The sequence below is a fragment of the Collimonas sp. genome (genome assembly GCF_035566555.1).
Lineage (GTDB): Bacteria > Pseudomonadota > Gammaproteobacteria > Burkholderiales > Burkholderiaceae_D > Collimonas.
In genome coordinates this window covers 32963-54126 of record NZ_DATMRB010000141.1, presented here as the reverse complement: position 1 = coordinate 54126, position 21164 = coordinate 32963, and the positions used below count along the sequence as shown (strand labels likewise).

At 62.0% G+C, this 21164-nt stretch carries 18 protein-coding genes, 1 pseudogene and 1 riboswitch; of the genes and pseudogenes, 6 read left to right on the top strand and 13 right to left on the bottom strand.

Annotated elements, in window-relative coordinates:
- Window positions 1–144, top strand: a pseudogene (locus tag VNZ65_RS17775) (L-asparaginase); the annotation flags it as partial.
- Between the two features lie 179 nt (window positions 145–323).
- A complete protein-coding gene (locus VNZ65_RS17770) occupies window positions 324–722 on the top strand; it encodes a GtrA family protein (RefSeq protein ID WP_325671348.1) in 399 nt (132 codons plus the stop codon).
- Between the two features lie 9 nt (window positions 723–731).
- On the opposite strand, the gene VNZ65_RS17765 is transcribed toward VNZ65_RS17770, so the two are convergent.
- Window positions 732–1703 (bottom strand): glycosyltransferase family 2 protein, encoded by a 972-nt coding sequence (locus VNZ65_RS17765; protein ID WP_325671346.1) that lies wholly within the window; start codon window positions 1701–1703, stop codon window positions 732–734.
- A gap of 51 nt (window positions 1704–1754) precedes the next feature.
- Window positions 1755–4067, bottom strand: a complete 2313-nt coding sequence (locus VNZ65_RS17760) for a hypothetical protein (RefSeq protein ID WP_325671344.1) — start codon at window positions 4065–4067, stop codon at window positions 1755–1757.
- A 340-nt stretch (window positions 4068–4407) separates the two neighbouring features.
- Here VNZ65_RS17760 and VNZ65_RS17755 point away from each other — a divergent pair, with 340 nt between their 5' ends.
- Window positions 4408–4986 (top strand): DUF4337 domain-containing protein, encoded by a 579-nt coding sequence (locus tag VNZ65_RS17755; protein WP_325671342.1) that lies wholly within the window; start codon window positions 4408–4410, stop codon window positions 4984–4986.
- Window positions 4987–5044: 58 nt separating this feature from the next.
- Here VNZ65_RS17755 and ettA read toward each other — a convergent pair whose 3' ends face one another.
- The 7 genes from ettA to VNZ65_RS17720 form a co-directional block, all read right to left on the bottom strand.
- Window positions 5045–6712: an energy-dependent translational throttle protein EttA gene (gene ettA / locus VNZ65_RS17750; RefSeq protein WP_061945267.1), complete on the bottom strand. Its 1668-nt coding sequence runs from the start codon at window positions 6710–6712 to the stop codon at window positions 5045–5047.
- 144 nt (window positions 6713–6856) lie between these two features.
- The gene (gene rarD, locus VNZ65_RS17745) at window positions 6857–7747 is read right to left on the bottom strand and encodes an EamA family transporter RarD (protein ID WP_325671339.1); all 891 of its coding nucleotides are present in this window, start codon (window positions 7745–7747) and stop codon (window positions 6857–6859) included.
- A 148-nt stretch (window positions 7748–7895) separates the two neighbouring features.
- Entirely contained in the window at window positions 7896–8579 is a 684-nt protein-coding gene (locus tag VNZ65_RS17740; RefSeq protein WP_325671337.1) for a diphthine--ammonia ligase, read from the bottom strand.
- A gap of 8 nt (window positions 8580–8587) precedes the next feature.
- On the bottom strand, window positions 8588–9823 hold the full coding sequence (locus VNZ65_RS17735) for a Bcr/CflA family multidrug efflux MFS transporter (protein ID WP_325671335.1): 1236 nt from the start codon (window positions 9821–9823) through the stop codon (window positions 8588–8590).
- Between the two features lie 214 nt (window positions 9824–10037).
- Window positions 10038–11276 carry an ArgE/DapE family deacylase gene (locus VNZ65_RS17730; protein ID WP_325671333.1) on the bottom strand — a complete coding sequence of 413 codons (1239 nt, stop codon included), beginning with the start codon at window positions 11274–11276 and terminating at the stop codon, window positions 10038–10040.
- A 119-nt stretch (window positions 11277–11395) separates the two neighbouring features.
- Window positions 11396–12505 (bottom strand): alanine racemase, encoded by a 1110-nt coding sequence (gene alr, locus VNZ65_RS17725; RefSeq protein ID WP_325671331.1) that lies wholly within the window; start codon window positions 12503–12505, stop codon window positions 11396–11398.
- A gap of 62 nt (window positions 12506–12567) precedes the next feature.
- Complete coding sequence (locus VNZ65_RS17720; RefSeq protein WP_325671328.1) at window positions 12568–13854, bottom strand: D-amino acid dehydrogenase; 1287 nt, start codon at window positions 13852–13854, stop codon at window positions 12568–12570.
- A 194-nt stretch (window positions 13855–14048) separates the two neighbouring features.
- Here VNZ65_RS17720 and VNZ65_RS17715 point away from each other — a divergent pair, with 194 nt between their 5' ends.
- Window positions 14049–14540, top strand: a complete 492-nt coding sequence (locus VNZ65_RS17715) for an Lrp/AsnC ligand binding domain-containing protein (RefSeq protein WP_325671326.1) — start codon at window positions 14049–14051, stop codon at window positions 14538–14540.
- 59 nt (window positions 14541–14599) lie between these two features.
- Here VNZ65_RS17715 and VNZ65_RS17710 read toward each other — a convergent pair whose 3' ends face one another.
- Window positions 14600–15445: a pirin family protein gene (locus VNZ65_RS17710; protein WP_325671324.1), complete on the bottom strand. Its 846-nt coding sequence runs from the start codon at window positions 15443–15445 to the stop codon at window positions 14600–14602.
- 35 nt (window positions 15446–15480) lie between these two features.
- On the bottom strand, window positions 15481–15867 hold the full coding sequence (locus VNZ65_RS17705) for a DoxX family protein (protein ID WP_062119797.1): 387 nt from the start codon (window positions 15865–15867) through the stop codon (window positions 15481–15483).
- 193 nt (window positions 15868–16060) lie between these two features.
- Here VNZ65_RS17705 and VNZ65_RS17700 point away from each other — a divergent pair, with 193 nt between their 5' ends.
- Together VNZ65_RS17700 and VNZ65_RS17695 are read left to right on the top strand one after the other, a co-directional pair.
- On the top strand, window positions 16061–16972 hold the full coding sequence (locus tag VNZ65_RS17700) for a LysR family transcriptional regulator (protein WP_325671321.1): 912 nt from the start codon (window positions 16061–16063) through the stop codon (window positions 16970–16972).
- A gap of 56 nt (window positions 16973–17028) precedes the next feature.
- A riboswitch (Fluoride riboswitch) is annotated at window positions 17029–17094 on the top strand.
- A gap of 85 nt (window positions 17095–17179) precedes the next feature.
- Window positions 17180–18445 carry a voltage-gated chloride channel family protein gene (locus VNZ65_RS17695; RefSeq protein ID WP_325671319.1) on the top strand — a complete coding sequence of 422 codons (1266 nt, stop codon included), beginning with the start codon at window positions 17180–17182 and terminating at the stop codon, window positions 18443–18445.
- 7 nt (window positions 18446–18452) lie between these two features.
- On the opposite strand, the gene VNZ65_RS17690 is transcribed toward VNZ65_RS17695, so the two are convergent.
- Together VNZ65_RS17690 and VNZ65_RS17685 are read right to left on the bottom strand one after the other, a co-directional pair.
- Window positions 18453–19703, bottom strand: a complete 1251-nt coding sequence (locus tag VNZ65_RS17690) for an Hsp70 family protein (protein ID WP_325671317.1) — start codon at window positions 19701–19703, stop codon at window positions 18453–18455.
- Between the two features lie 124 nt (window positions 19704–19827).
- Complete coding sequence (locus tag VNZ65_RS17685) at window positions 19828–20862, bottom strand: DUF2804 domain-containing protein (RefSeq protein WP_325671315.1); 1035 nt, start codon at window positions 20860–20862, stop codon at window positions 19828–19830.
- Window positions 20863–21164 lie beyond the last annotated feature (302 nt).

Sequence of the window (21164 nt, the reverse complement as noted above, 5' to 3'; positions counted from 1 at the left end):
CGTAACGGCGAAGCCAACGACGACGAACTGGACTTTGTGGTGGCCGATACGCTGAATGCGCAAAAGGCCCGCATCCTTCTGATGCTGGCGCTGACCAAGACCAAAGACACCAAAGAAATCCAGCGCATGTTCTATACTTATTGATCAGGAATTCCTGATCCGGGCAGCAAAAAAGCCAGCTGAAATCATTAGCTGGCTTTTTTTATTGTGGGGATGGCCGGGCGGCATCAGAAAGGTCTCCGGAACAACGATGCTAAGATAGCGGCCGCACAGGCGATAACCGCATCTCTGCCCATGGCAGACATCAGAACCAGAGGCCGCAATTGAACATCCGCAAAGAATTTCTTATCTTTGGCATTGTCGGAACGCTGGGATTTCTGGTGGATGCAGGCGTACTGTACCTGCTCAAGGGCAGCCTGGGTTTGTACTGGGCGCGCGTGCCTTCTTTCTTTTGCGCCGCGACGGCGACCTGGCTGCTGAACCGCCAGTTTACTTTCCGCAGCCGCGTCTCCGGCGTCTCGATCTTCCAGGAATATGCAAAGTACTTCGGTCTGATGCTGGGCGGCGGCGCAGTCAACTACCTGGTCTACGCGATTGCAGTATCGCTGCTTCCCGCGGCTTCCTACCTGCCGCTGGCCAGCGTGGCGCTGGGAAGCATCGCGGGCATGTTCGTCAACTATTTCTTTGCGCGCTATTTTGTCTTCCGCAGGAAACTGGGATAACTTTCCTGGCTACCCTTGACGGCGTTCCGAACGCGATAGCCAGCGCAGTTCGAATTCGAGACGCTGCTGATGCGCCACCGAATCCAGGATCAGGCCGATGCCCAGCGCCATTACCGCCGCAATGCAGAGGCCGGTCGCCAGGATGGCAAGCGGGACGTGATAGATGTAGCGGTACTGGATCCAGTCGTCGAACACCGGCACGCCGGCGGCCAGGCCGGACAGCAGCAGAATGATGCTGAGCACGCTGAAGAACGCCAGCGGACGGTAATAGCGGAAAATCTGGGCGATCGCAAACAGCACCCGTGTGCCGTCGGACAAGGTGTTGAGCTTGGATACGCTGCCGTTCGGCCGGTCTTTATAGGCCACCGGTATTTCGACAATCCGCAGGCGCTTGTGCAGGGCATGCAAAGTCATGTCGGTTTCGATCTGGAAGCCTTCGGCCAGCACCGGGTAAGTCTTTACAAAGTCGCGGCTGAAGACGCGGTAGCCGCTCATGATGTCGACCAGCCTGGCGCGGAACAGGCGGTTCACCATCCATTGCACCAGGCGGTTGCCGAAACCATGGAATGAGCGCTGGTTTTCGCGCGCATAGTCGCCGCCGGACTGGCGGTCGCCCACCACCATGTCGGCGCGGCCTTCGATCACCGGCGCCATCAGTTCCCGCGCCTGGTCTGCCGGATAGGTAAGGTCGGCATCCGCCAGCACATAGATGTCGGCGTCGATTTCGATGAACGCGCGCCGGAGGGCGCTGCCCTTGCCTTGCCGGGCTTCGTTCAGCACGCGGCCGGGACACGACAGCTGCTGTAGCGTCTGTTCGGCGAATTCACGCGTGCGGTCGCTGGAATTATTGTTGATGACGTAGATGACCGCTTCCGGCAAGGCGGCGTGAAACGCCTTGACCGTATCGGCGATGGTCAGTTCTTCGTTGTAGGCTGGCAGGATGACTGCGATTAGCTGATTCGATAAGGCTGCGTTTGACATACGTCTCCATCTTTTATGTCCTCCCCCGTCGTTGCGGAGTCGGCGTTAATTTTATCTGGCTATTGCATCGAAGCGATGCCGGCGGCGTTGCAGCAGAAATGAGCGAGCCAGCAATCCCGCAGAAATCAACAGCGTCAGCAATGATAACCACAAGCCGTAACGGAAGGTCGATGAAGAAAAGTGGAATTCAATCCTGTGCCGGCCTGCCGGAACCATGACTGCCTTGCCCAGCAGCTGTCCGCTGAATACGTGTGTCGGCTGGCCGTCGATGGTGGCGCGCCAGCCGGGGTAATTGGCGTCTGCGAGGAATAGCCAGCCCGCTTCGGCGGCATCTACATCGACTGCGTAAAAAGTCGGCTGCTTGGCCAGCACCTTGAAGCGGATGGCATCCGGTTTGTTGTCAGCGTCCGACAACGGCGGCAGCGTCTGTCCTTTGGCCGCTTCGATGATCAGTTCCGGCTGGCGCGGCGTTTGCAGCAGCTGCAGTGCTTCGTCGTCCGAATGCACCGGGCGATAGCGGGTAAAGGTCTGGAACAGCGGCTGTGCCGCCGTGTTTTCCATGATCCACATGTTCTGGCGCTGGTCGTGCACCGCAACCTGGAAACCCGGCGCCGTCAATTGCCGGTCGGCGGAAATGAAACGGACGCCGAGCAGATCGATGGCACGCTGGCCTGGGCCTGTCTTGGTGCGGCCCTCCATCTCGTCTTCAAACACCGGGATCAGCAGAGCGCGGGCGCGCAAGGGCAAGGCCAGGGCGCCGTCTTCCGATGGCGTATCCCAGCGCATGTTGCTCAGCGCTGCGTTCGAGGCCAGCGCTCTTTCCGCATTGGCATCCAGATCCGGAACTCTGGAATTGCGCATGGCATAGGCGACCGCCAGGCTGTGATTGATGAACTTGGTGTCCTGGATCGGATAGCGTTGCGCCAATGCCTGCAGGGTTGCCGGCCGCTGCAGCAGGGAGACGTCGCCGAAATGAAACAGATGCAGCCGCAGCGCACAGCACTCAAGCAACAACAGCGCAAACATCAGCAGCGGGATGTGGCGCCCTTTGCCACTGGCCAGCAGGACCGCAGCGGCGATCAGTGCCAGGGCCGCGATGGCGAGATGCTGCCATGGCGTCGCCGCTTCAACGCTGATGGCGATCAGGATGCCCCAGGCCACGATATAGAAAACGGCGCCGAGCCACAGGCGCTTGTGGCGCCGCCAGCCGACAGCGGACGGACGCGCCTGGCTGCTCAAGCCGTCGATGACAAAGGCGGCCAGGACAGCGATGCCGATGCAGGCGATTTCCAGATAGGATTGCGTGGTCCTGAAGAAATGCAGGCCCGGCACCAGGTGCCAGTCGTAGAGCGCGAGAAATAGCGGCGACGCCTTGCCTGCACCGAGCTGTATCAGTATCAGTACCGCAAGCAGATACCCTTTTTCACGCCAGGACGACTTAAACAGCGGGAAAAGCGATGCCAGCATGCAGACCAGTAAGCTGCCGACTCCCGGAATCTGGTCGAGCCGGTCGCGCGCCAGCGCCAGCGGGGTGGGGGTATACAGCAATCCGCGCAGCACTGCCATGGGCGAAAATTCAAAAAACAGGCCAACCCCGGCGCTACGGTGGGAGAGGGACGCAAGTTCAAGCAGCGGCAGCAATTGCACCGCTGCGAGCCCCAGGAAAAGCAATGCAGCAAGCACTGCGGTCGTCACCAATTGAAGCCGCTGCGCTCGCCACAACTTCCTGCCATCCTCGGAAAACGGCATGGCGAACAAGGAAAATACGGCATATAGCACAGTGGCATGCACCAGCTGAGGATATCCCGCCAGGATCATCATCGTCGCTGCCGCCGCCAGCAGTACCGCCTGCCTGGCAAGCGGTTTCCTGAGCCAGGCTTCTGTCGCCGCGAGCGCCCAGGGAGCCCATGCCAGCGTGCCGGAAATGGTCAGGTTGTTCTGTTCCTGCAGCCAGGCAGTGGAAAAAACCAGGGCCAGCGCAGCGAAGCCGGAAGACCAGACGCTGCGTCCCAGCAGCCGGCACAGTACGAAGACGCCACCGGCGGCAATCAGCATGCACACCAGATGAAAAATATTGACGCCGATGACCGGCGGCAGCAGCCAGGCCAGCAGGATATTGAGCGGATTGGCGAAACCGCCTTGTCCTTCAGCAAACAGCGGATGGCCGCCGTAGACCTTGTCGGTCCATAGCGGGGTGTCGCCGCCATGCAGGAAGCGGGAGTGGAAATCGAACAGCGGCAAGCCATGGATGATCGAGTCGCCGTGTATCAGGCTCTTGCCCTCGAATAGCGTAGGCCACCAAAAAACCAGGGTCAGCAGAAGCAGGGTGAAAAAAACCAGCAGGGATTTTTTATTATTTGTCATATTGCGAGAACGATACTGAAACGCTTGAGCAAACTCACTTGCTGGAAATCCACGCTTTTGATGACGATGCCGCATCATCTGTTTCGATAGCAATTGGCCATGAATTCTATCCCAATAGCAATTTTGAGAAACGGGAATATTGAGCGAATCCGGCAAACTAGAGTAAGGGATCGGTATATGTAGCAAGGCATTCAAGGGCGCCCGCTCTTCTTGGAGCAAAAAACACACCATTTCATTTTTCCGAACAATCAATATTTTCTTGAGATGGAATTTCAAGAGGCCTTAATATTGCATAATGTAAATTAACGTCTGCCCCATCACACTTAATCATTACTTGCCAATGTCCGAAGAATTCGAAGTCCCCAGCCCGCACGAGCACCACCTGGAACACGTCACCGAGCACGCCCACGCCAGCGGCGACAATTTCGCTGGCAAGATCGCCGTGATGACCGCCATCATGGCGACCGTCGGCGCCATGTTCAGCTACCAGGCCGGTTCTACCGAGAGCGAAGCGGCGATGAACAAGAACAACGCCGCCATCAAGAAAACCGAAGCATCTAACCAGTGGAACTACTACCAGGCCAAATCCAGCCGGCAAAACCTGGCCGAGCTGGCGACCCATATTCCGGGCGTCGATGCCGCGCACTACGCAGCCGAGGCGGCGCGCTACAAGAGTGAAAAAGAAGTGGTGCAGAAGAAGGCGCAGCAGCTGGAAGAAGAGGCCAGCGCCTGGGATGAGAAATCAGAGCAGGTATTGCACCAGCATCACCGCTGGGCGCAGGCGATGACGGCAATCCAGATCGCGATTTCGCTGGCGGCGATCACGCTGCTGACGCGCAAGGAGTGGCTGAAGAAGCTGGCCTATGGCGCGGGAGGCGTCAGTGTGGTGCTCGGCATCCTGGCCTGGCAGCATATTTAAGCGCCGCAGATGAAAAAACGGGAAGCACATTGTGCTTCCCGTTTTTGTTTTACGTCTATCAGCGTGTCACAGGCTTGTAGCGGATGCGCTTAGGCTTGGCGCCTTCTTCACCGAGGCGCTTGCGCTTGTCGGCTTCGTATTCCTGGTAGTTGCCATCGAAGAACGATACCTGCGATTCGCCTTCGAAAGCCAGGATATGCGTGGCGATACGGTCCAGGAACCAGCGGTCATGGCTGATCACCATCACGCTGCCGGCGAATTCCAGCAAAGCGTCTTCCAGCGCGCGCAGGGTTTCGACGTCGAGGTCATTTGACGGTTCATCCAGCAGCAGCACGTTGCCGCCCTGTAGCAAGGTCTTGGCCAGGTGCAGGCGGCCGCGTTCGCCGCCGGACAGGTTGCCGACGATTTTTTGCTGGTCGCCGCCCTTGAAGTTGAAGCGACCCAGGTAAGCGCGCGACGGCATTTCAAAGCGGCCGACGGTGAGGATGTCGGCGCCGCCGGAGACGTCTTCGAACACGGTCTTCTGATCGGACAGGGAATCGCGCGACTGGTCGACGATGGAAACCCGCGCAGTCGTGCCGAGCACCACTTCGCCGCTGTCCGGCTGTTCCTTGCCGGTGATCATCTTGAACAAGGTCGATTTACCGGCGCCGTTCGGGCCGATGATGCCGACGATGGCGCCGGCCGGGATGCGGAAGCTGAGGTTGTCGATCAGCATGCGGTCGCCGAACGATTTGCTGACGTTCTTGAATTCGATCACTTCATTGCCCAAGCGCTCGGCGACCGGGATGAAGATTTCCTGGGTTTCGTTGCGCTTCTGGTATTCGTGTTCGCTCAGTTCGTTGAAGCGGGCCAGGCGCGCCTTGCTCTTGGCCTGGCGGCCTTTCGGATTCTGCCGTACCCATTCCAGTTCCTTGGCGATGGTCTTCTGCCGTGAGGATTCAGTGGCTTCTTCCTGCTTCAGGCGATCGCCCTTTTGTTCCAGCCACGAGCTGTAATTGCCCTTCCACGGGATGCCGTGGCCGCGGTCCAGTTCCAGGATCCACTCGGCGGCGTTGTCGAGGAAGTAGCGATCATGGGTGATGCCGACCACGGTGCCCGGGAAGCGTTGCAGGAACTGTTCCAGCCAGTCGACCGATTCGGCGTCCAGATGGTTGGTCGGCTCGTCCAGCAGCAGCATGTCGGGTTTCGACAGCAGCAGGCGGCACAGTGCGACGCGGCGCTTTTCCCCGCCGGACAGAACGCCGATCTTGGCGTCCCATGGCGGCAGGCGCAGGGCGTCGGCGGCCATTTCCAGCTGCAGGTCGAGATTGCCGTCGCCGGCGGTGGCGAGGATGTCTTCCAGGCGTGCCTGTTCGGCTGCCAGCGCGTCGAAGTCGGCATTTTCATCTGCATAGGCGGCATACACCGCATCCAGCTTGGCTTGCGCCTCAAACGCTTCGCCCAGCCCGCCTTCGACGGCCTGGCGCACGGTCTGTTCCGGATCGAGCTGCGGTTCCTGCGGCAGGTAGCCGATGTTCAGGCCCGGCATGGGCACCGCTTCGCCCTGGATGTCCTTGTCGATGCCGGCCATGATTTTCAGCAGGGTCGACTTGCCGGAACCGTTCAGGCCCAGCACGCCGATCTTGGCGCCGGGAAAGAACGACAGCGAAATATCCTTCAGGATCTGGCGTTTGGGCGGCACGATCTTGCCGACCTTGTTCATTGTGTAGACGTATTGGGCCATGAGGAGCAGTGATGATAAAAAAATAATGCGGTGAATAGAGCGGCTCGGGCAAGTGTCATTATCTGCGAAACACTGCACTAAGGAGCCGGAACTGCCAAGAATAACCTATGCGCGCCGGGTTGACGAGTTGTTAAGGCCAAGCCTTCAGGCCGACGCGCCTGGGCGTATTTTAAACGTTCGCCACAGTCCCTCGGCCGAATACAGCCCCAAAGCACACCAGATGAGGATAAAACCGTTGAGGCGGTCGCCATCCAGCTGTTCGCCGTACAGCCAGACGCCGAACAGCAGTTGCAGCGAGGGCGTGATGTATTGCAGCACGCCGACCAGCGACAAGGGAATGCGGCGGGCGCCGGCGGCGAACATCAGCAAGGGGATCGAGGTGATCGGCCCGGCTGCCGCCAGCAGCCACTTGGTGGAGGTCGAGGCGCTGCTGAAAGTGTTGTGGCCATGCAGCGAGGTGTATGCCAGGAAGGCCAGCGCCAGCGGCAGCACCAGCGCGGTTTCCAGCGCCAGGCCGGGCAGCGCGCTCAGGCTGGCGGTCTTGCGCAGCAAGCCGTAGCCGCCAAAGGTTACGGCTAGCGTCAGCGCAATCCAGGGCGGATGGCCGGCCTGCCAGGTCAGCCACAGCACGGCGCCGGCGGCGATGGCAATCGCCAGCCATTGCAGCGGCCGCGGCCGTTCGTGCAGGAACACCAGGCCGAGCGCGACGCTGACCATCGGGTTGATGAAGTAGCCCAGGCTGGCTTCGACGATGTGGTTATTGTTGACCGCCCAGATGTAAGTGGTCCAGTTGGCCGTCAGCAGCAGGGCGCTGGCGACGAAGCCGCCGATCACGCGCGGCTGGCGCAGCACCGGCCCGACCCAGGCCCACTGCTTGCGCACGGTCAGCACGATCATCAGGAACAAGAAGGACCAGAGAATGCGGTGGGCGACGATATCGACCGGCGGGATCTCCGCTTCCAGCGCCTTGAAATAAATCGGGAACAAGCCCCACAGGACGTAGGAGGCGATGGCGTAGAGCATTCCTGCTTGCATGGTGTGATCGATCGAGAGTGAGGGGCGGCGCCGGTATTGTTCTTTTGACGCCTGTCGGTGGCGCGCTGCGAGCGGACGGCATATGGCATTTTACGCAATATCCGGCAAGCGTATAGTTGTAATGCAACATCCGGCCACGCAAGGCGCTTCAGATTGCCGCCAGCTCCTGAAAATAAAACAGGGTCGATCCCAGTTCCGGAGGCGCCTGGTAAGGGCTGATGCGGGTGCGCCGGAACGGCACGGCATGGGCAAACGCGGGGCCGTCGTAGACAAAGGTATGGAATTCGCCGTTCTCGCCGCAGGCATCGACGCCGGCCGGCAGGCCGGCGAGGAAGGCGGCATCGAATTCACGGCCGCAGAATTCCTGCGGCAGATAATTACCGTTGATGCAGACCACCACCGCCTTGAAGCCGAGCGCCAGGAATTCATCGACCAGCTGGCGGCGCGGCTGCAGCCACAAGGGCAGGCAAGCTTGCAGGCCGGCCTGGGCGCAGACTTTTTCTTCCCACTCGCGGTGCGCCTGCAGGTCGATGTCGCCGAACACCGCGTGGCGCATGCCGTCGCCGTGGGCGGCGCGCAAGGCGGCGATGAATTTTTCTTCATACTGCTGCCAGCTGGCGCTGTAGAACGCCAGCGGCACGCCGAGCGCGTCGGCCTGAGCCTGCAGCAAGGCTGGCGGCACGCCATGCGAACGGGCGCGCAGGCCGCTTTCGTCCAGCGCGGTGATCAGGCGATGGATCTGCATTCCGCTTTGCCGTGCGCGCCACAGCGCCAGGCAGGAATCCTTGCCGCCGCTCCAAGACACCAGTGCGCTGCCGGTTTGGGCTGCCATGGCCACACTCATGCCTTTGCCGCCTGAATCAGACGCTGGTGCTCCGGCCGCGCCACGAAACGATGCAGCAGCAAGCCGCCGACGCCGCAGATCGCCATCACCACCATCAGCGGCAATGCCGTGCCGTCGTGCCACAAGCTCATGCTGATGCCGGAGGTGATGCCGAGCGCGAACTGCAAGGTGCCCATCAGCGCCGATGCCACGCCGGCCTGCTTGCCTTGTTGCGACAAGGCGATCGCCGAGGCATTCGGGCTGATGAAGCCGTAGCTGGCGAGGAAGCCGAAGAAGCCGATCAGCAGCACCGGCAGGCTGTTGACGCCGCAGGCCACCAGCAGCGCTACGCTCAGGCTCAGCATGGCGGGTATCCACAAGGCGCGGCCGAGGATGGTGTCGAGCGAATACTTGCCGACGAGACGGGCATTGATCTGCGAAGCGGCGATCAGGCCGAAGGCATTGGTGCCGAAGACGAAGCCGAAATGCTCGGGCTTGATGCCGTGCAGTTCGATCAGGACGAAGGACGAGCCGGTGATGTAGGCAAACATGCCGCCCTGGATCAGGCCGCCGACCAGGCTATAGGCGACGAACTGGCGGTCCAGCAGCAGCCGGCCATACTGTTTCAGCGTGCGCCCCAGGTGCAGCGGCTCGGCCTTGTGGCGGTCCAGCGTTTCCTGCATGGTGTAGTGGATCGCCAGCAGGCAGAACAGGCCGAAGCCGGCCAGGCCGCCGAAGATCACGCGCCAGCCCCACAGCTTGAGCACTGCACCGCCAATCAACGGCGCCAGGATAGGCGCCAGGCCCATCACCAGCATCATCAGCGAAAACGCTTTGGCGGCGCCGGTGGTGCCGAGGCGGTCGCGGATCACGGCGCGGCCGATCACCATGCCGGCGCAGCCGCCCAGGCCTTGAAGGAAGCGGAACAGTATCAGCGTCGTGACGTCCTGCGACACCATGCAGGCTAGCGAACCGAGCAGGTACAGCGTCATGCCGACATATAGCGGCGGCTTGCGGCCGAAGCGGTCGCTCAATGGTCCGTAGAACATCTGGCCGACCGCCAGCCCGACCAGGAAGGCAGCCAGGGTCAGCTGCACCAGGTTGCTGCCGACGCCGAACTGTTGCGCGATGGTGGGGAAGCTTGGCAGGTACATGTCGATCGACAGCGAGCCGATGGCAGTCAGGGCGCCCAGTAAAAGAAGCCAGCCGGGGAGCAGTTTCTCCGGGGCTGAAGTTGCAGGTGTGTTTGTCATGGAATGCTTAGGAGGACGCCAGTTGCTGGCGCCGGTTAAATATTTGAAGCGGGTGGAGTGCGCTGGCAGGAACTGCCGGGCGTTTGCGAAAAAATGCCTATGCGTTCAAGCGAGCGTTCATGTTACAGGAACTTCGGGATTCCTGCCGGTGGCATACAGGGCGACTGCATGAAGGAATCGCGATTGATCCTAGGGTAGGCACGTCGTGCCCACCCTACGCCGCCAGGAAATCGAGCAGCGTCATGGCGATCACCTTGGTGGCTTTGCGCAAGTCGTCCAGCGCCAGGTTCTCGTCGGCTTGCTTGGCGTTGGATTCCATCAGGGTGCGCGGGCCGGCGCCGTACAGCACGACCGGTATGCCATGTTCACCATACAGCCGGGCATCGGTGTAGAGCGCCGATCCATTGGCCGGAATCGCTTCGCCCAGCACCGCCAGTGCATTCGCCTGTACGCTGGCCAGCAGTTTTTCGTGGCCGGGCAAAGGACGCAGCGCACGCGCCAGCAGCAGGCGCTTGATCTCGACGCGGATGCCGGGCAGGCCGTCGACCGCTGCGGCGATCATGGCCCGCACCTCGGCTTCGACCGCGACCGGATCTTCTTCCGGAATCATGCGGCGGTCCATCTTCAGCACCACTTTGCCGGGCACCACATTGGTGTTGGTGCCGCCGTCGATGCGGCCGACGATCATGGTCGGATGAGTGATGCCGGGAATCGCCGAACTGATTTTCTTCAGCTCGGGCAGCTTGGCGTAGATCGCCTGCAGCACCTTGGTGGCGGCTTGCAGGGCGTCATGGCCGGTTTCCGGCATCGAACCGTGGGTGGCCTTGCCGTGCACCGTGACTTCAAACTGCAGGCAGGCGTTATGCGCAGTGACGACGTTGTAGCTGAAGCCGGGGCCGATCACCAGGTCCGGCTTGGTCAGCTGGTTTTCGAGCAGCCAGGCAGGGCCCAGCAGCCCGCCGAATTCTTCATCGTAGGTGAAGTGCAGTTCCAGCGCGCCCTTGAGCGGCACGCCCAGCGCTTCCAGCGCCCGCACCGCAAAAATATAGGTGGCGAAATCGCCCTTGGAGACGGTGGTGGCGCGGCCGTAGATGCGGCCGTTCTCGATCTCGCCGCCATACGGCTGCTTGCTCCAGCCTTCGCCCGGCGGCACGACGTCGCCGTGGGCGTTCAGCGCCAGCGTCGGGCCGGCGCCGGCATACTTGCGGCGGACGATCAGGTTGGTGATGCTCTCCATGCCGTAATCCTTGACCGTGGCGGCCGGCACCGGATGCTTCTCGGCTTGCCAGCCCCAGGCTGTGACCAGCTCGGCCACGGCATCGGCGTGTGGCGCATTGTTGCCGGGTGGCGTGTCGGTGGGAATGCGGACGATCTTTTGCAGGAACCCGACTTCTTCGTCAAAGTGGCTGTCGATCCAGCTGGCGAGCTGTGCGGATAACGCTGTTTTAGTCATGGCGGCGGCGGGAAAAGTTGCAGAAGTACCTGATTCTACGACGTTGGCGCCATGAGAGGGAAAACGTAGGGTGGACAGATTTCTGCCCACCCGAAATCGCCCTCGATTATTTGCCCACTCTACAAGCTTCCGACGTATTCGCGGTGATAACGGCGTCCGAGGTCGGTCAGGATTTCATAGCCGATGCTGCCGGCCAGCCGCGCGACGTCGTCTAGCGGCCGGTGCGGTCCGATCAGTTCCACCAAGGCGCCGGCCTGCACGCGTTCGGCGGCGATGCCGGTGACATCGATGGTGATCGAATCCATGGAGACCGTGCCGACCATGGGCGCCGGCTGGCCGTCGATGAAGGCGATGCCGCGGTTGCTCATGCTGCGCAGCCAGCCGTCGGCATAGCCGACGCCAACGGTGGCGATCTGCCGTTCTTCGCTGGCGCTATAGCTGATGCCGTAGCCGACGTGGTCGCCGCGCTGGATAGTGCGGCTCTGGATGATGCGGCCATGCAGCGCCACTACCGGCTGCAAGGGGTTGGCGGCGCCGGCCACAGGTGCGATGCCATACAGCGCTGCGCCCGGGCGCACCAGGTCGAACTGGTAATCGGCACCGAGAAAGATGCCGGAAGAATTGGCCAGGCTGGCGGCGATCTGCGGCAGGCGCTGGCGCCAGGTCTTGAAGCGCGCCAGCTGGCTGGCGTTCATTTCATGGCCCTGATGTTCAGCGCAGGCCAGGTGGCTCATCAGGAACAGCGGCGGGATGCTTTCCATGAAGGCCGGGTTGGCTAGCCAGGCTTCCGCTTCGGCGGCTGGCAAGCCCATGCGCGACATGCCGGTGTCGACCTGGAAAATCGCCGGCAGCGGCCGTTGCAGGGTTTGCGCCAGCGCATGCCAGGCTTGGATCTGTTGCAGGCTGTTGAGCACCGGCGTCAGGCCGTGGGCGATCAACTCGCGCTCAGTGCCGGGCGGTGCGCCATGCAGGACGAAGATGTCGGCGGTGGCCGGCAGGTGCGGACGCAGGGCGATACCTTCATCCAGGTGGGCAACGAAGAAGTGACGGCAGCCTTCCGCCGCCAGCGCTGGCCCCACCTGGTCGGCGCCGAGGCCGTAGGCATTGGCTTTGACGGCGGCAGCGCAGGCCGCTTTGCCGGCCTGTTGCCTGAGCAGGCGATAATTGCCGCGGATGGCGTCCAGGTCGACCGTGAGGATGGCGCCGGCGTGTGCTGCTTGTGGGTTCATCGGGTCTCGCTCAAGAATCGCTTAAAACGGGGTGGATCACACTGCGCGCCGGCCAAGGCGTTTCAGGCATAGGCAGGATGCGTTGCTTGCTCGAAGTGCTTGCTGTAGCGGCTGACTGCCAGGTCATCTGCGGCAATCGCCGGGCGCTTGCCGGAGATCAGGTCCGACAGTAGCTGCGCCGAGCCGCAAGACATGGTCCAGCCGAGCGTGCCGTGGCCGGTATTGAGGAACAGGTTGCGGATATGGGTGGCGCCGACGATCGGCGTGCCGTCCGGCGTCATCGGCCGCAAGCCGGTCCAGAAACTGGCGGCGGCGGTGTTGCCGGCGCCCGGGAACAGGTCGTTGACCACCATTTCCAGCGTGGCGCGGCGTTTCGGCTTGAGGGTCTTGTTGAAGCCGACGATCTCGGCCATGCCGCCGACCCGGATGCGGTCGTCGAAACGGGTGATGGCGATCTTGTAGGTTTCGTCGAGGATGGTGGAGACCGGCGCCGCTTCGGCATCGACAATCGGTACCGTGATCGAATAGCCTTTCAGCGGATACACCGGGATGTCCACCAGCGCACCGAGGAAGCCGGTGGAGTAGGCGCCCAGCGCCACCACATAGCTGTCCGCCTGCAAGTGCTCGGAACCGCACTGGACGCCGGCGATTTCGCCATTGGACAAGGTCAGCGCATCGATCTGCACGTTGTAGCGGAAACGTACGCCCAGGTCCTCGGCCATCTGCGCCAGTTTGGTGGTGAACATCTGGCAGTCGCCGGTTTCATCGTTCGGCAGGCGCAGGGCGCCGCTCAGTTTGTGCTTGACCGCTTCCAGCGCCGGCTCAGCCTGTGCCAGCTGGTCTGGCGTCAGCAGTTCGAACGGCACGCCGGTTTCCTTCAATACTTCGATATCCTTGGCGGCGTCGTCCAGCTGCTGCTGGCTGCGGAATACCTGCATGGTGCCGAGCTGGCGGCCTTCGTAGGCGATGCCGGTATCGGCGCGCAAGACCTTGAAGCAGTCGCGGCTGTATTCCGCCAGGCGCACCATGCGCTCCTTGTTGACGGCGTAGCGGGCCGAGCTGCAGTTGCGCAGCATCTGCCACATCCATCGCAGCTGGAACAGGGTGCCGTCGGGCGTGATGGAGAGCGGTGCATGTTCCTGCAGCATCCACTTCAAGGCTTTCAGCGGGATGCCGGGTGCGGCCCAGGGTGAGGCGTAGCCGGGCGAGATCTGGCCGGCGTTGGCGAAGCTGGTTTCCTGCGCCGGGCCCGGCAAGCGGTCGATCACGGTCACTTCATGGCCGGCGCGCGCCAGGTAATACGCACTGGTGACGCCCACCACGCCGCTGCCAAGGATAAGTACTCGCATCTTGAATCTCCGTAACGCCTGTGCGTATCTTACTGCGCACCGGAAATCCGGGGCGCCGGCGATACGGAATGCGTGCTAATGAATTGTTTTTGATTTGCAGTAATAAGCGCTATGCTATTAGTAATTTCCCAGCATTTGTTACTGTATAAGCCCATTAATTCAGTAATTAATACTAAAAATTCAAGAAAATCGTCATGAGAATCTACAAGGAATCCAACCGCGCCCTGGACAAGCTGGACCGCCACATCCTGCGCCTGTTGCAGCAGGACGGCCGCATGTCGATGAAAGACCTGGGCGAACAGGTCGGGCTATCGATCACGCCCTGCATCGAACGGGTCAAGCGCATGGAGCGCGACGGCGTCATCGACGGCTATTACGCACGCATCAATCCGGCCGCGGTCGGCGCCAAGCTGCTGGTATTTGTGGAGATTACGCTGAATCAGAAATCGGCGAACGCCTTCGAGCAGTTCCGCCGCGAAGTGCTGCGCATTCCGGAAGTGCTGGAATGCCATCTGGTGTCAGGCGATTTCGATTATCTGATCAAGGCCCGGATCCGGGAAATGGCGGAATACCGCAAGCTGCTGGGCGATATGCTGCTGCAGCTGCCGGGGGCGGCGCAGTCCAAGAGCTATGTGGTGATGGAAGAAATCAAGGAGACGCTGGCGTTGTCGATGGAAGCAAAGTAGACGCCCAGCCCGGAGCGCGCCGGCAGGGCGGGCAAGCTGCCGGCTTGCCCACTACCCGCTTACATCTTGCCGTCGCGGAAATCCTGGATCGCCTGTTCCACCTGCTCGCGGGTGTTCATCACGAATGGTCCCCACTGTGCAATCGGCTCATTCAGCGGCTTCCCTGCGATCAGCAGGAAACGGCTGTTGCCTTCCGCCTGCAGGCTGACGCCGGCTGCGTCGGCGGTATTGCTCAGGACCGCCATGCGGCCTGCCGGCGCGTTGCGGCTGTCTTCACCGATGCGCAGGGTGCCTTCGAACACATATAGAAAGGCGTTGTGGCCGGCCGGGATCGGCAGATCCAGCGGCTGGCCCGCTTCCAGCTGCACGTCCAGATACAGCGGCTCGGTATGCGGCCGTTGCACGGCGCCGGCGGTGCCGAAAGCCTCGCCGGCAATCACCTTGACCTTGACGCCGGGCTGCGGCGACACCTGCGGAATCTGCTCAGCCTGGAGGTCGCGATAGCTGGGTGCGATCATCTTGTCGCCCGAGGCCAGGTTGAGCCACAGCTGGAAGCCGCTCATCAGGCCGTCTTCCTGTTCCGGCAGTTCCGAATGCACCAGTCCGCTGCCGGCGGTCATCCACTGTACGCCGCCGGGCTGCAGCAAACCTTCGTTGCCGGCGTTGTCGCGATGGCGCATGCGGCCGGCCAGCATGTAAGTGACGGTTTCAAAGCCGCGGTGCGGATGGTCGGGAAAGCCGGCCAGGTAGTCCTCCGGCTTGTCCGAGTGAAAATTGTCCAGCATCAGGAACGGATCAAGCCGGCGCTGCAGATCATTGGTCAAGACCCGCACCAGGCTGACGCCCGCGCCGTCCTGGGTGTTGATGCCGGTGACCAGGCGTTCGAGTTGGCGATTGAATTTCATGGCTTGCTCCGTTCCTTGAATAGTTGATCTACTGCTTACTGTTTCGATTTGCCGTCATCCGTTGCCGCCAGCATCAGCAGCGCGCCGATGATGGAGATGTTTTTCAGGAAGTTGTTCAGCTGGTTCTGCACATTGGCCGGATCGGCTTCCCAGAAGCGGTGCGCGGTCAGGGTGGCAGCTACCGTGAACAGCGCCACGACGATGGCGATCGGCCGCACGTTCCAGCCGCTCATGATGGCCAGGCCGCCGCCGAATTCGACCACGATGGTGGCAGCGACGGCGAAGGTCGCCAGCGGTACGCCGAGGCTGGTCATGTAGCCGACCACGCCGGAAAAGGCGGTGATCTTCAGGATGCCGGAAATGAAAAACAGTGAGCCCAGCAGGACGCGGCCGATGCGGTACAGGGTTGGCGAAGTTTGCATGATGTGTCCGATCTATAAGTAGATGTAAAACTGCGATGTAAGTAAAACCCGAAGTAAGCAAGCGTTGGCTGGCGCCACCGGATATCGGCTACTGATTGCAGCGAACGAGCTCATATTAATCCCCCCGGGCTCAGCAAGATATTGTTTATCTTGCGATAATCAATATCTGATTATTAGATAGTGTTGGGGCGCCATGAATATCGAGAGGCTATCGCTGGATCAATTGCGGGTATTCGCCCAGGTTGCCGACAGCGGCAGCTTCCTGGCGGCGGCGCGCGCCTTGGGCCGGGCACAGTCGGCGGTCAGCTATGCCGTCGGCACGCTGGAAAACCAGCTTAGCGTGCCCTTGTTCGACCGCAGCAGCTACCGGCCGCGGCTGACCGCCGCCGGCATTGAACTGTTGCGCGACGCCCGCCAGGTGCTGGGCCAGGTCGACGCCATGCAGGCGCGCGCGGCTGCCTATGCACAAGGACAGGAGCTGGAGATCACGCTGGCGTTCGATGTGTTCTTCCCGACCACGGCGCTGGTGGCTTTGCTGGCGGATTTCCGGGTGGCCTTTCCCGGCGTCACGGTAAGGCTGGAGATCGAGGCGCTGGGCGCCGTCGCCGAACGCGTGATCGACGGCGAGGCGATGCTAGGCGTGCTCGGCACCTTGCCGATCGTGCCGCCCAACCTGCTGCACGTCAGTTTGCCGAGCGTGCTGCTGGTTGGGGTGGTGTCGCCAGTCCATGCGCTGGCGCAGATCCAGGGCCGCATTCCCGGCCATGTGCTGGAACGGCAAGTGCAGCTGGTGCTGAGCGACCGCAGTGCGCTGACCGCCAACCAGGATTTCTCGGTGCATTCTTCGCTGGCCTGGCGCATGAGCGATCTCGGCACCAAGCATGCCTTGCTGCGCGCCGGCATGGGCTGGGGCTATATGCCGCGGCATATCGTCGCCGACGACCTTGCCAGCGGCCGGCTGGTGACTATCGTCACTACAGCCCATCCACCCGAAGGCGCCGTGCTGGCGATGCAATGCGTGTACCGGCCGGATCGCGAGGCCGGCCCGGCGCTGACCTGGTGGCTGGATGCGCTGGCCAGGCTGACGACTTTCGATCCGGCCTGAAACCCGTTCGATGAACGCCGGTTGCGCCGGAGCGCGCGCTCCGGCACAATGACACGGATGCAATGGGAGATGGCATGCCTCCCTGAACCGCTGTGCAAGCAGCTGATGATGCCTACAAAGTCCTGAACGGGATTTGTAGGCGTGCGTTTTCGGTTTACCTCGCCTTGCCGTTCGGGTTTGAGTTCTTCAAATCTTTTGTCCCTGACGATGAAAAAAAACAACTATCCCGAGCAGTTCCTGATGCTGCTGTATCTCGCGCGCTGGCTGATCCTGGCTTCCCTGGTGGGCGCGCTGGCCGGCCTCGCTTCGGCGCTGCTGCTGCTGTCGCTGGAATGGGCCACCGATATCCGCAACGCACACCGCTGGCTGCTCCTGCTGCTGCCGCTGGCCGGTTTTGCCGTGGGCTTGCTCTATCACTTCCTCGGCAAGTCGGTGGAGGGCGGCAACAACCTGCTGATCGATGAAATCCACGACCCCAAGCGCATCGTGCCGAAGCGCATGGCGCCGCTGATTTTCCTGGGTACGGTGATCACCCACCTGTTCGGCGGCTCCGCCGGCCGCGAGGGCACCGCAGTGCAGATGGGCGGCGCCCTGGCCGATGTGCTGACCCGCATCGCCCGCCTCGGACCGGACGAGCGGCGTATCCTGCTGATGGCCGGCATCAGCGCCGGCTTTGCCTCGGTGTTCGGGACGCCGCTGGCCGGCGCCATCTTCGGCCTGGAAGTGCTGGCCATCGGCCGTCTGCGCTACGACGCCATCCTGCCCTGCTTCATCGCCGCCATCATCAGCGACCAGATTCCGGCGCTGCTGGGCGTGCACCACACCCACTATGCGATTCCCTTCGTGCCGCATTTCGGCCTCGGCATTTTTTCCGCCACGCTGCTGGCGGGGATCGTGTTCGGCCTGGTCGGCATGCTGTTTGCGCAGGCGACGCATGGCTTGTCGCGTCTATTCAAGCGTCTGATCAAGTTCGCGCCCTTGCGGCCGTTTGCCGGTGGTGTCGCGGTGCTGTTGCTGGCCATGCTGCCGGCCACCGACAAGTATTTGGGACTGGGGATTCCGACCATCGTCGAGGCGTTCGAGAAGCCGCTGCCGCTGTACGACTTCGGCGGCAAGATCCTGTTCACGGTGGTGACGCTGGCCTCCGGCTTCAAGGGCGGCGAGGTGACGCCGCTGTTCTATATCGGCGCTACGCTGGGCAATGCGCTGGCGCAGATCTTATCCATGCCGATTCCGGTGTTGGCCGGTCTGGGATTTGTGGCAGTGTTTGCGGGAGCGGCCAATACGCCGATTGCCTCGACCATCATGGCGATCGAATTATTCGGGCCGGAGATCGGCGTGCTGGCGGGGATCGCCTGCGTGGTCAGCTATCTGTTTTCAGGCCACAGCGGGATTTATCATGCGCAGCGCATAGGCCAGACAAAACGCCATGCGCCGGAGCAGCCGCGCCAACCGGATCAAGGAGCCGGCTAGCGGCGGTCTAGCCGAACTTGCGCACCGCATCCAGCGCCAGGCCGGCGCCGATGCTGCCGAACAGGTCGCCTTCCACGGCTTTTGCCGACGGCACCAGGGCCGCGATCTTATGCCTCAGCAGCTGCACGCCGCTGGAGCCGCCGGTGAAAAACACAGTATCGACCTGGGCCGGCGTAACGCCGGCATCGCGCAGCAGCTTGGTGACGGTATCTTCGACACTGCCCACCAGGTGAGTGATGCTGGCGTTGAACTGTTCACGCGTCAGGTTCAGGGCCTGGCCAGGAGCGATGCGGTCCAGGCTCATCTGCACCGTTTCGGCATCCGACAGGCCGATCTTGCCCTGTTCAACCTGCAATGCCAGCCAGTGGCCGGCGCGCTGTTCGACCAGGTCGAGCAGGCGGCCGAACTTCTCGCGCTCGACAGTTTCGCGATGCACGTCTTTCAGTTGCAGCCAGGCTTTGCGGGTGTAGATCTGGTTGATGGTGTGCCAGGTCGCCAGGTTGAAGTAATAGCTGGACGGCACTTCGCTATTGTTTTGCAGGCGGCTGCCCAGTCCCAGCATCGGCATCACGCTCGACAGGCTCAGGTATTTGTCGAAATCGGTGCCGCCGATATGCACGCCGCCGGTGGCCAGGATATCGTCGCGCCGCTCGCTGTTGGCGGCCCGCTGCGGCGCCAGGCGCACCAGCGAAAAGTCCGAGGTGCCCCCGCCGATGTCGGCGATCAGCACCAGTTCTTCGCGCTGGATGGTGGATTCATAGTCGAAGGCGGCAGCGATCGGCTCGTACTGAAAAGCGATGTGCTGGAAACCGACCGAGCGGGCGATTTCCGCCAGCGTGTCTTGGGCGCGCTGGTCTGCCGTCGGATTGTCGTCGACGAAAAACACCGGCCGGCCCAGCACTACGCTCTGGAATTCCTTGCCGGCGGCGCTTTCGGCGCGCTGCTTGAGTTCAGCGATGAAATGGGTCAGCAAAGCGCGGAACGGCAGCGCGCGGCCGCCGACTTCGGTCTGGGCGTCGATCAGGCTGGAACCGAGCAGGCTCTTGAGGGAGCGCATCAGGCGCCCTTCGTAACCGGTCAGGTAGGCGCCCAGCGCGGCGCGGCCGAAGCTGAAGGCATCGTCTTCGGCATTGAAGAACACCACCGAAGGCAGGGTGACCTTGCCGTCTTCCAGCGGCAGCAGGGCCTTGTGTCCGGGCCGGCTCCAGCCGACCGTGGAATTAGACGTGCCGAAATCCACACCACAAGCATTTGACATCGCCGTACCTCGTACACAAAATTGGCCGGCAATGGTATACCAAACGTATGGGCTACGCAGCGGAAATGCCGCAGGTGTTGGAAATTTGCAAATCGCCTTCGGTTTAAGTTGTCTGGCGGAAATGTTACCAGCGCGAGAAGTGCTCCTCGGTCACGCCCGCCAGGTGCTCCACCGCGCGCGGCGGCGCATTGCGCTCCGGCTTGACCCAGCCGCTGAAGCTGCCGATCGGCTGGATATAGCGGGTGGCGGCGATCACCAGGTTCTTGTTTTCGCGGCGGGCGCCGTCCGGCATGAATTGCAGGTCGAGCAAGCCGTCGTCGGTATAGATATGCCAGGGCGCCAGCGGCGTCGCCGGATCGTACTCGAAGCGCACGTGGCCAAGCGCATGCAGCTGGCCGTCCAGCCACAGCACGTTTTCCTGCTTGCCGAAATAGCCCGCCTGCAGGTTGAAGCCGATATCCAGGCCGTGAGCCGAGGCCCAGCGCCACTCGGTGTCGCGCGCCAGCAAGCCGTTGGAATAGTCGAAGCTGGCGACGCCGTCTTGCAAGTCGAAGCGCTGCTCACCCACCAGCACTTCGCCGCTGAGCGGCATGCCGGGCGATTTCTGGGTCGCATGCACCGAGCCGTTGACGATCGGGCCGACCGCCAGCAGCAGCGGCGCGGCGCGGCTGTCGTCGAACTCGGCGTCGATGCTGAATTGCGCGCTGTGCAGGCTGAGCCGATACTTGCCGTCCGCATCGCTGCCTTTGCCGGCCGGCGGCTGGTAACGGATGCGGTGGCCGAAGCAGCTGAAGCTGCTGGCACCGTCGGGCCGGTCGCTGACCTGGGCGCTCAGGCCGGGGATGCCATCCTGCGAGAAGCCGGCGATCTGCTTGCCTAGCTGGCGGTCGAAGACGTAGGCGAAGGCGGTATTGGTCCAGCCGACGTCGACAATCGCGATGCCGCACAGCAGCCGCGGCGTCGACAGCGCCACATACTGCCAGCGCTTATGGTGGAAGCGCCGCCACAGGCTGTTGCGGGCAAAGGGCGGCGCCAGGGCCGACCAATCGATGGCGCCGGTACGGCCGGCATAGCGGCCCATGCGCGGCTGGCCGACCTCATCGATGACGTTGGCGGGAGCGGCGGGCAGGTTTTGTATGGTTGCAGATGAGGATGTCATCGGATGTGCGCCAAGGCTGGCGCCACAGCGCGGGTCCATATTGCAAGATTCCGTGGACAGGCATCGCCCGGCTTGGGCTGAACGGCAAGATTGTGGCGGCGGTTGGGGCAACGGGATGGCATGGGTGTCTCCTGACGGCTGATCTGGTAATGTCTAGTTGCATTATGGAAACGAATGTTACGGATAGCCTTGTCTCCTGTCTACTGTCTAAGCTACCTGCTGGCAGGCCTGAGCCCTTACAATGGTGAGTTAGGTAAATTGGCGGCCGGGCAGTTTGAAGCGCCCAGCGCCAATATCGCGAT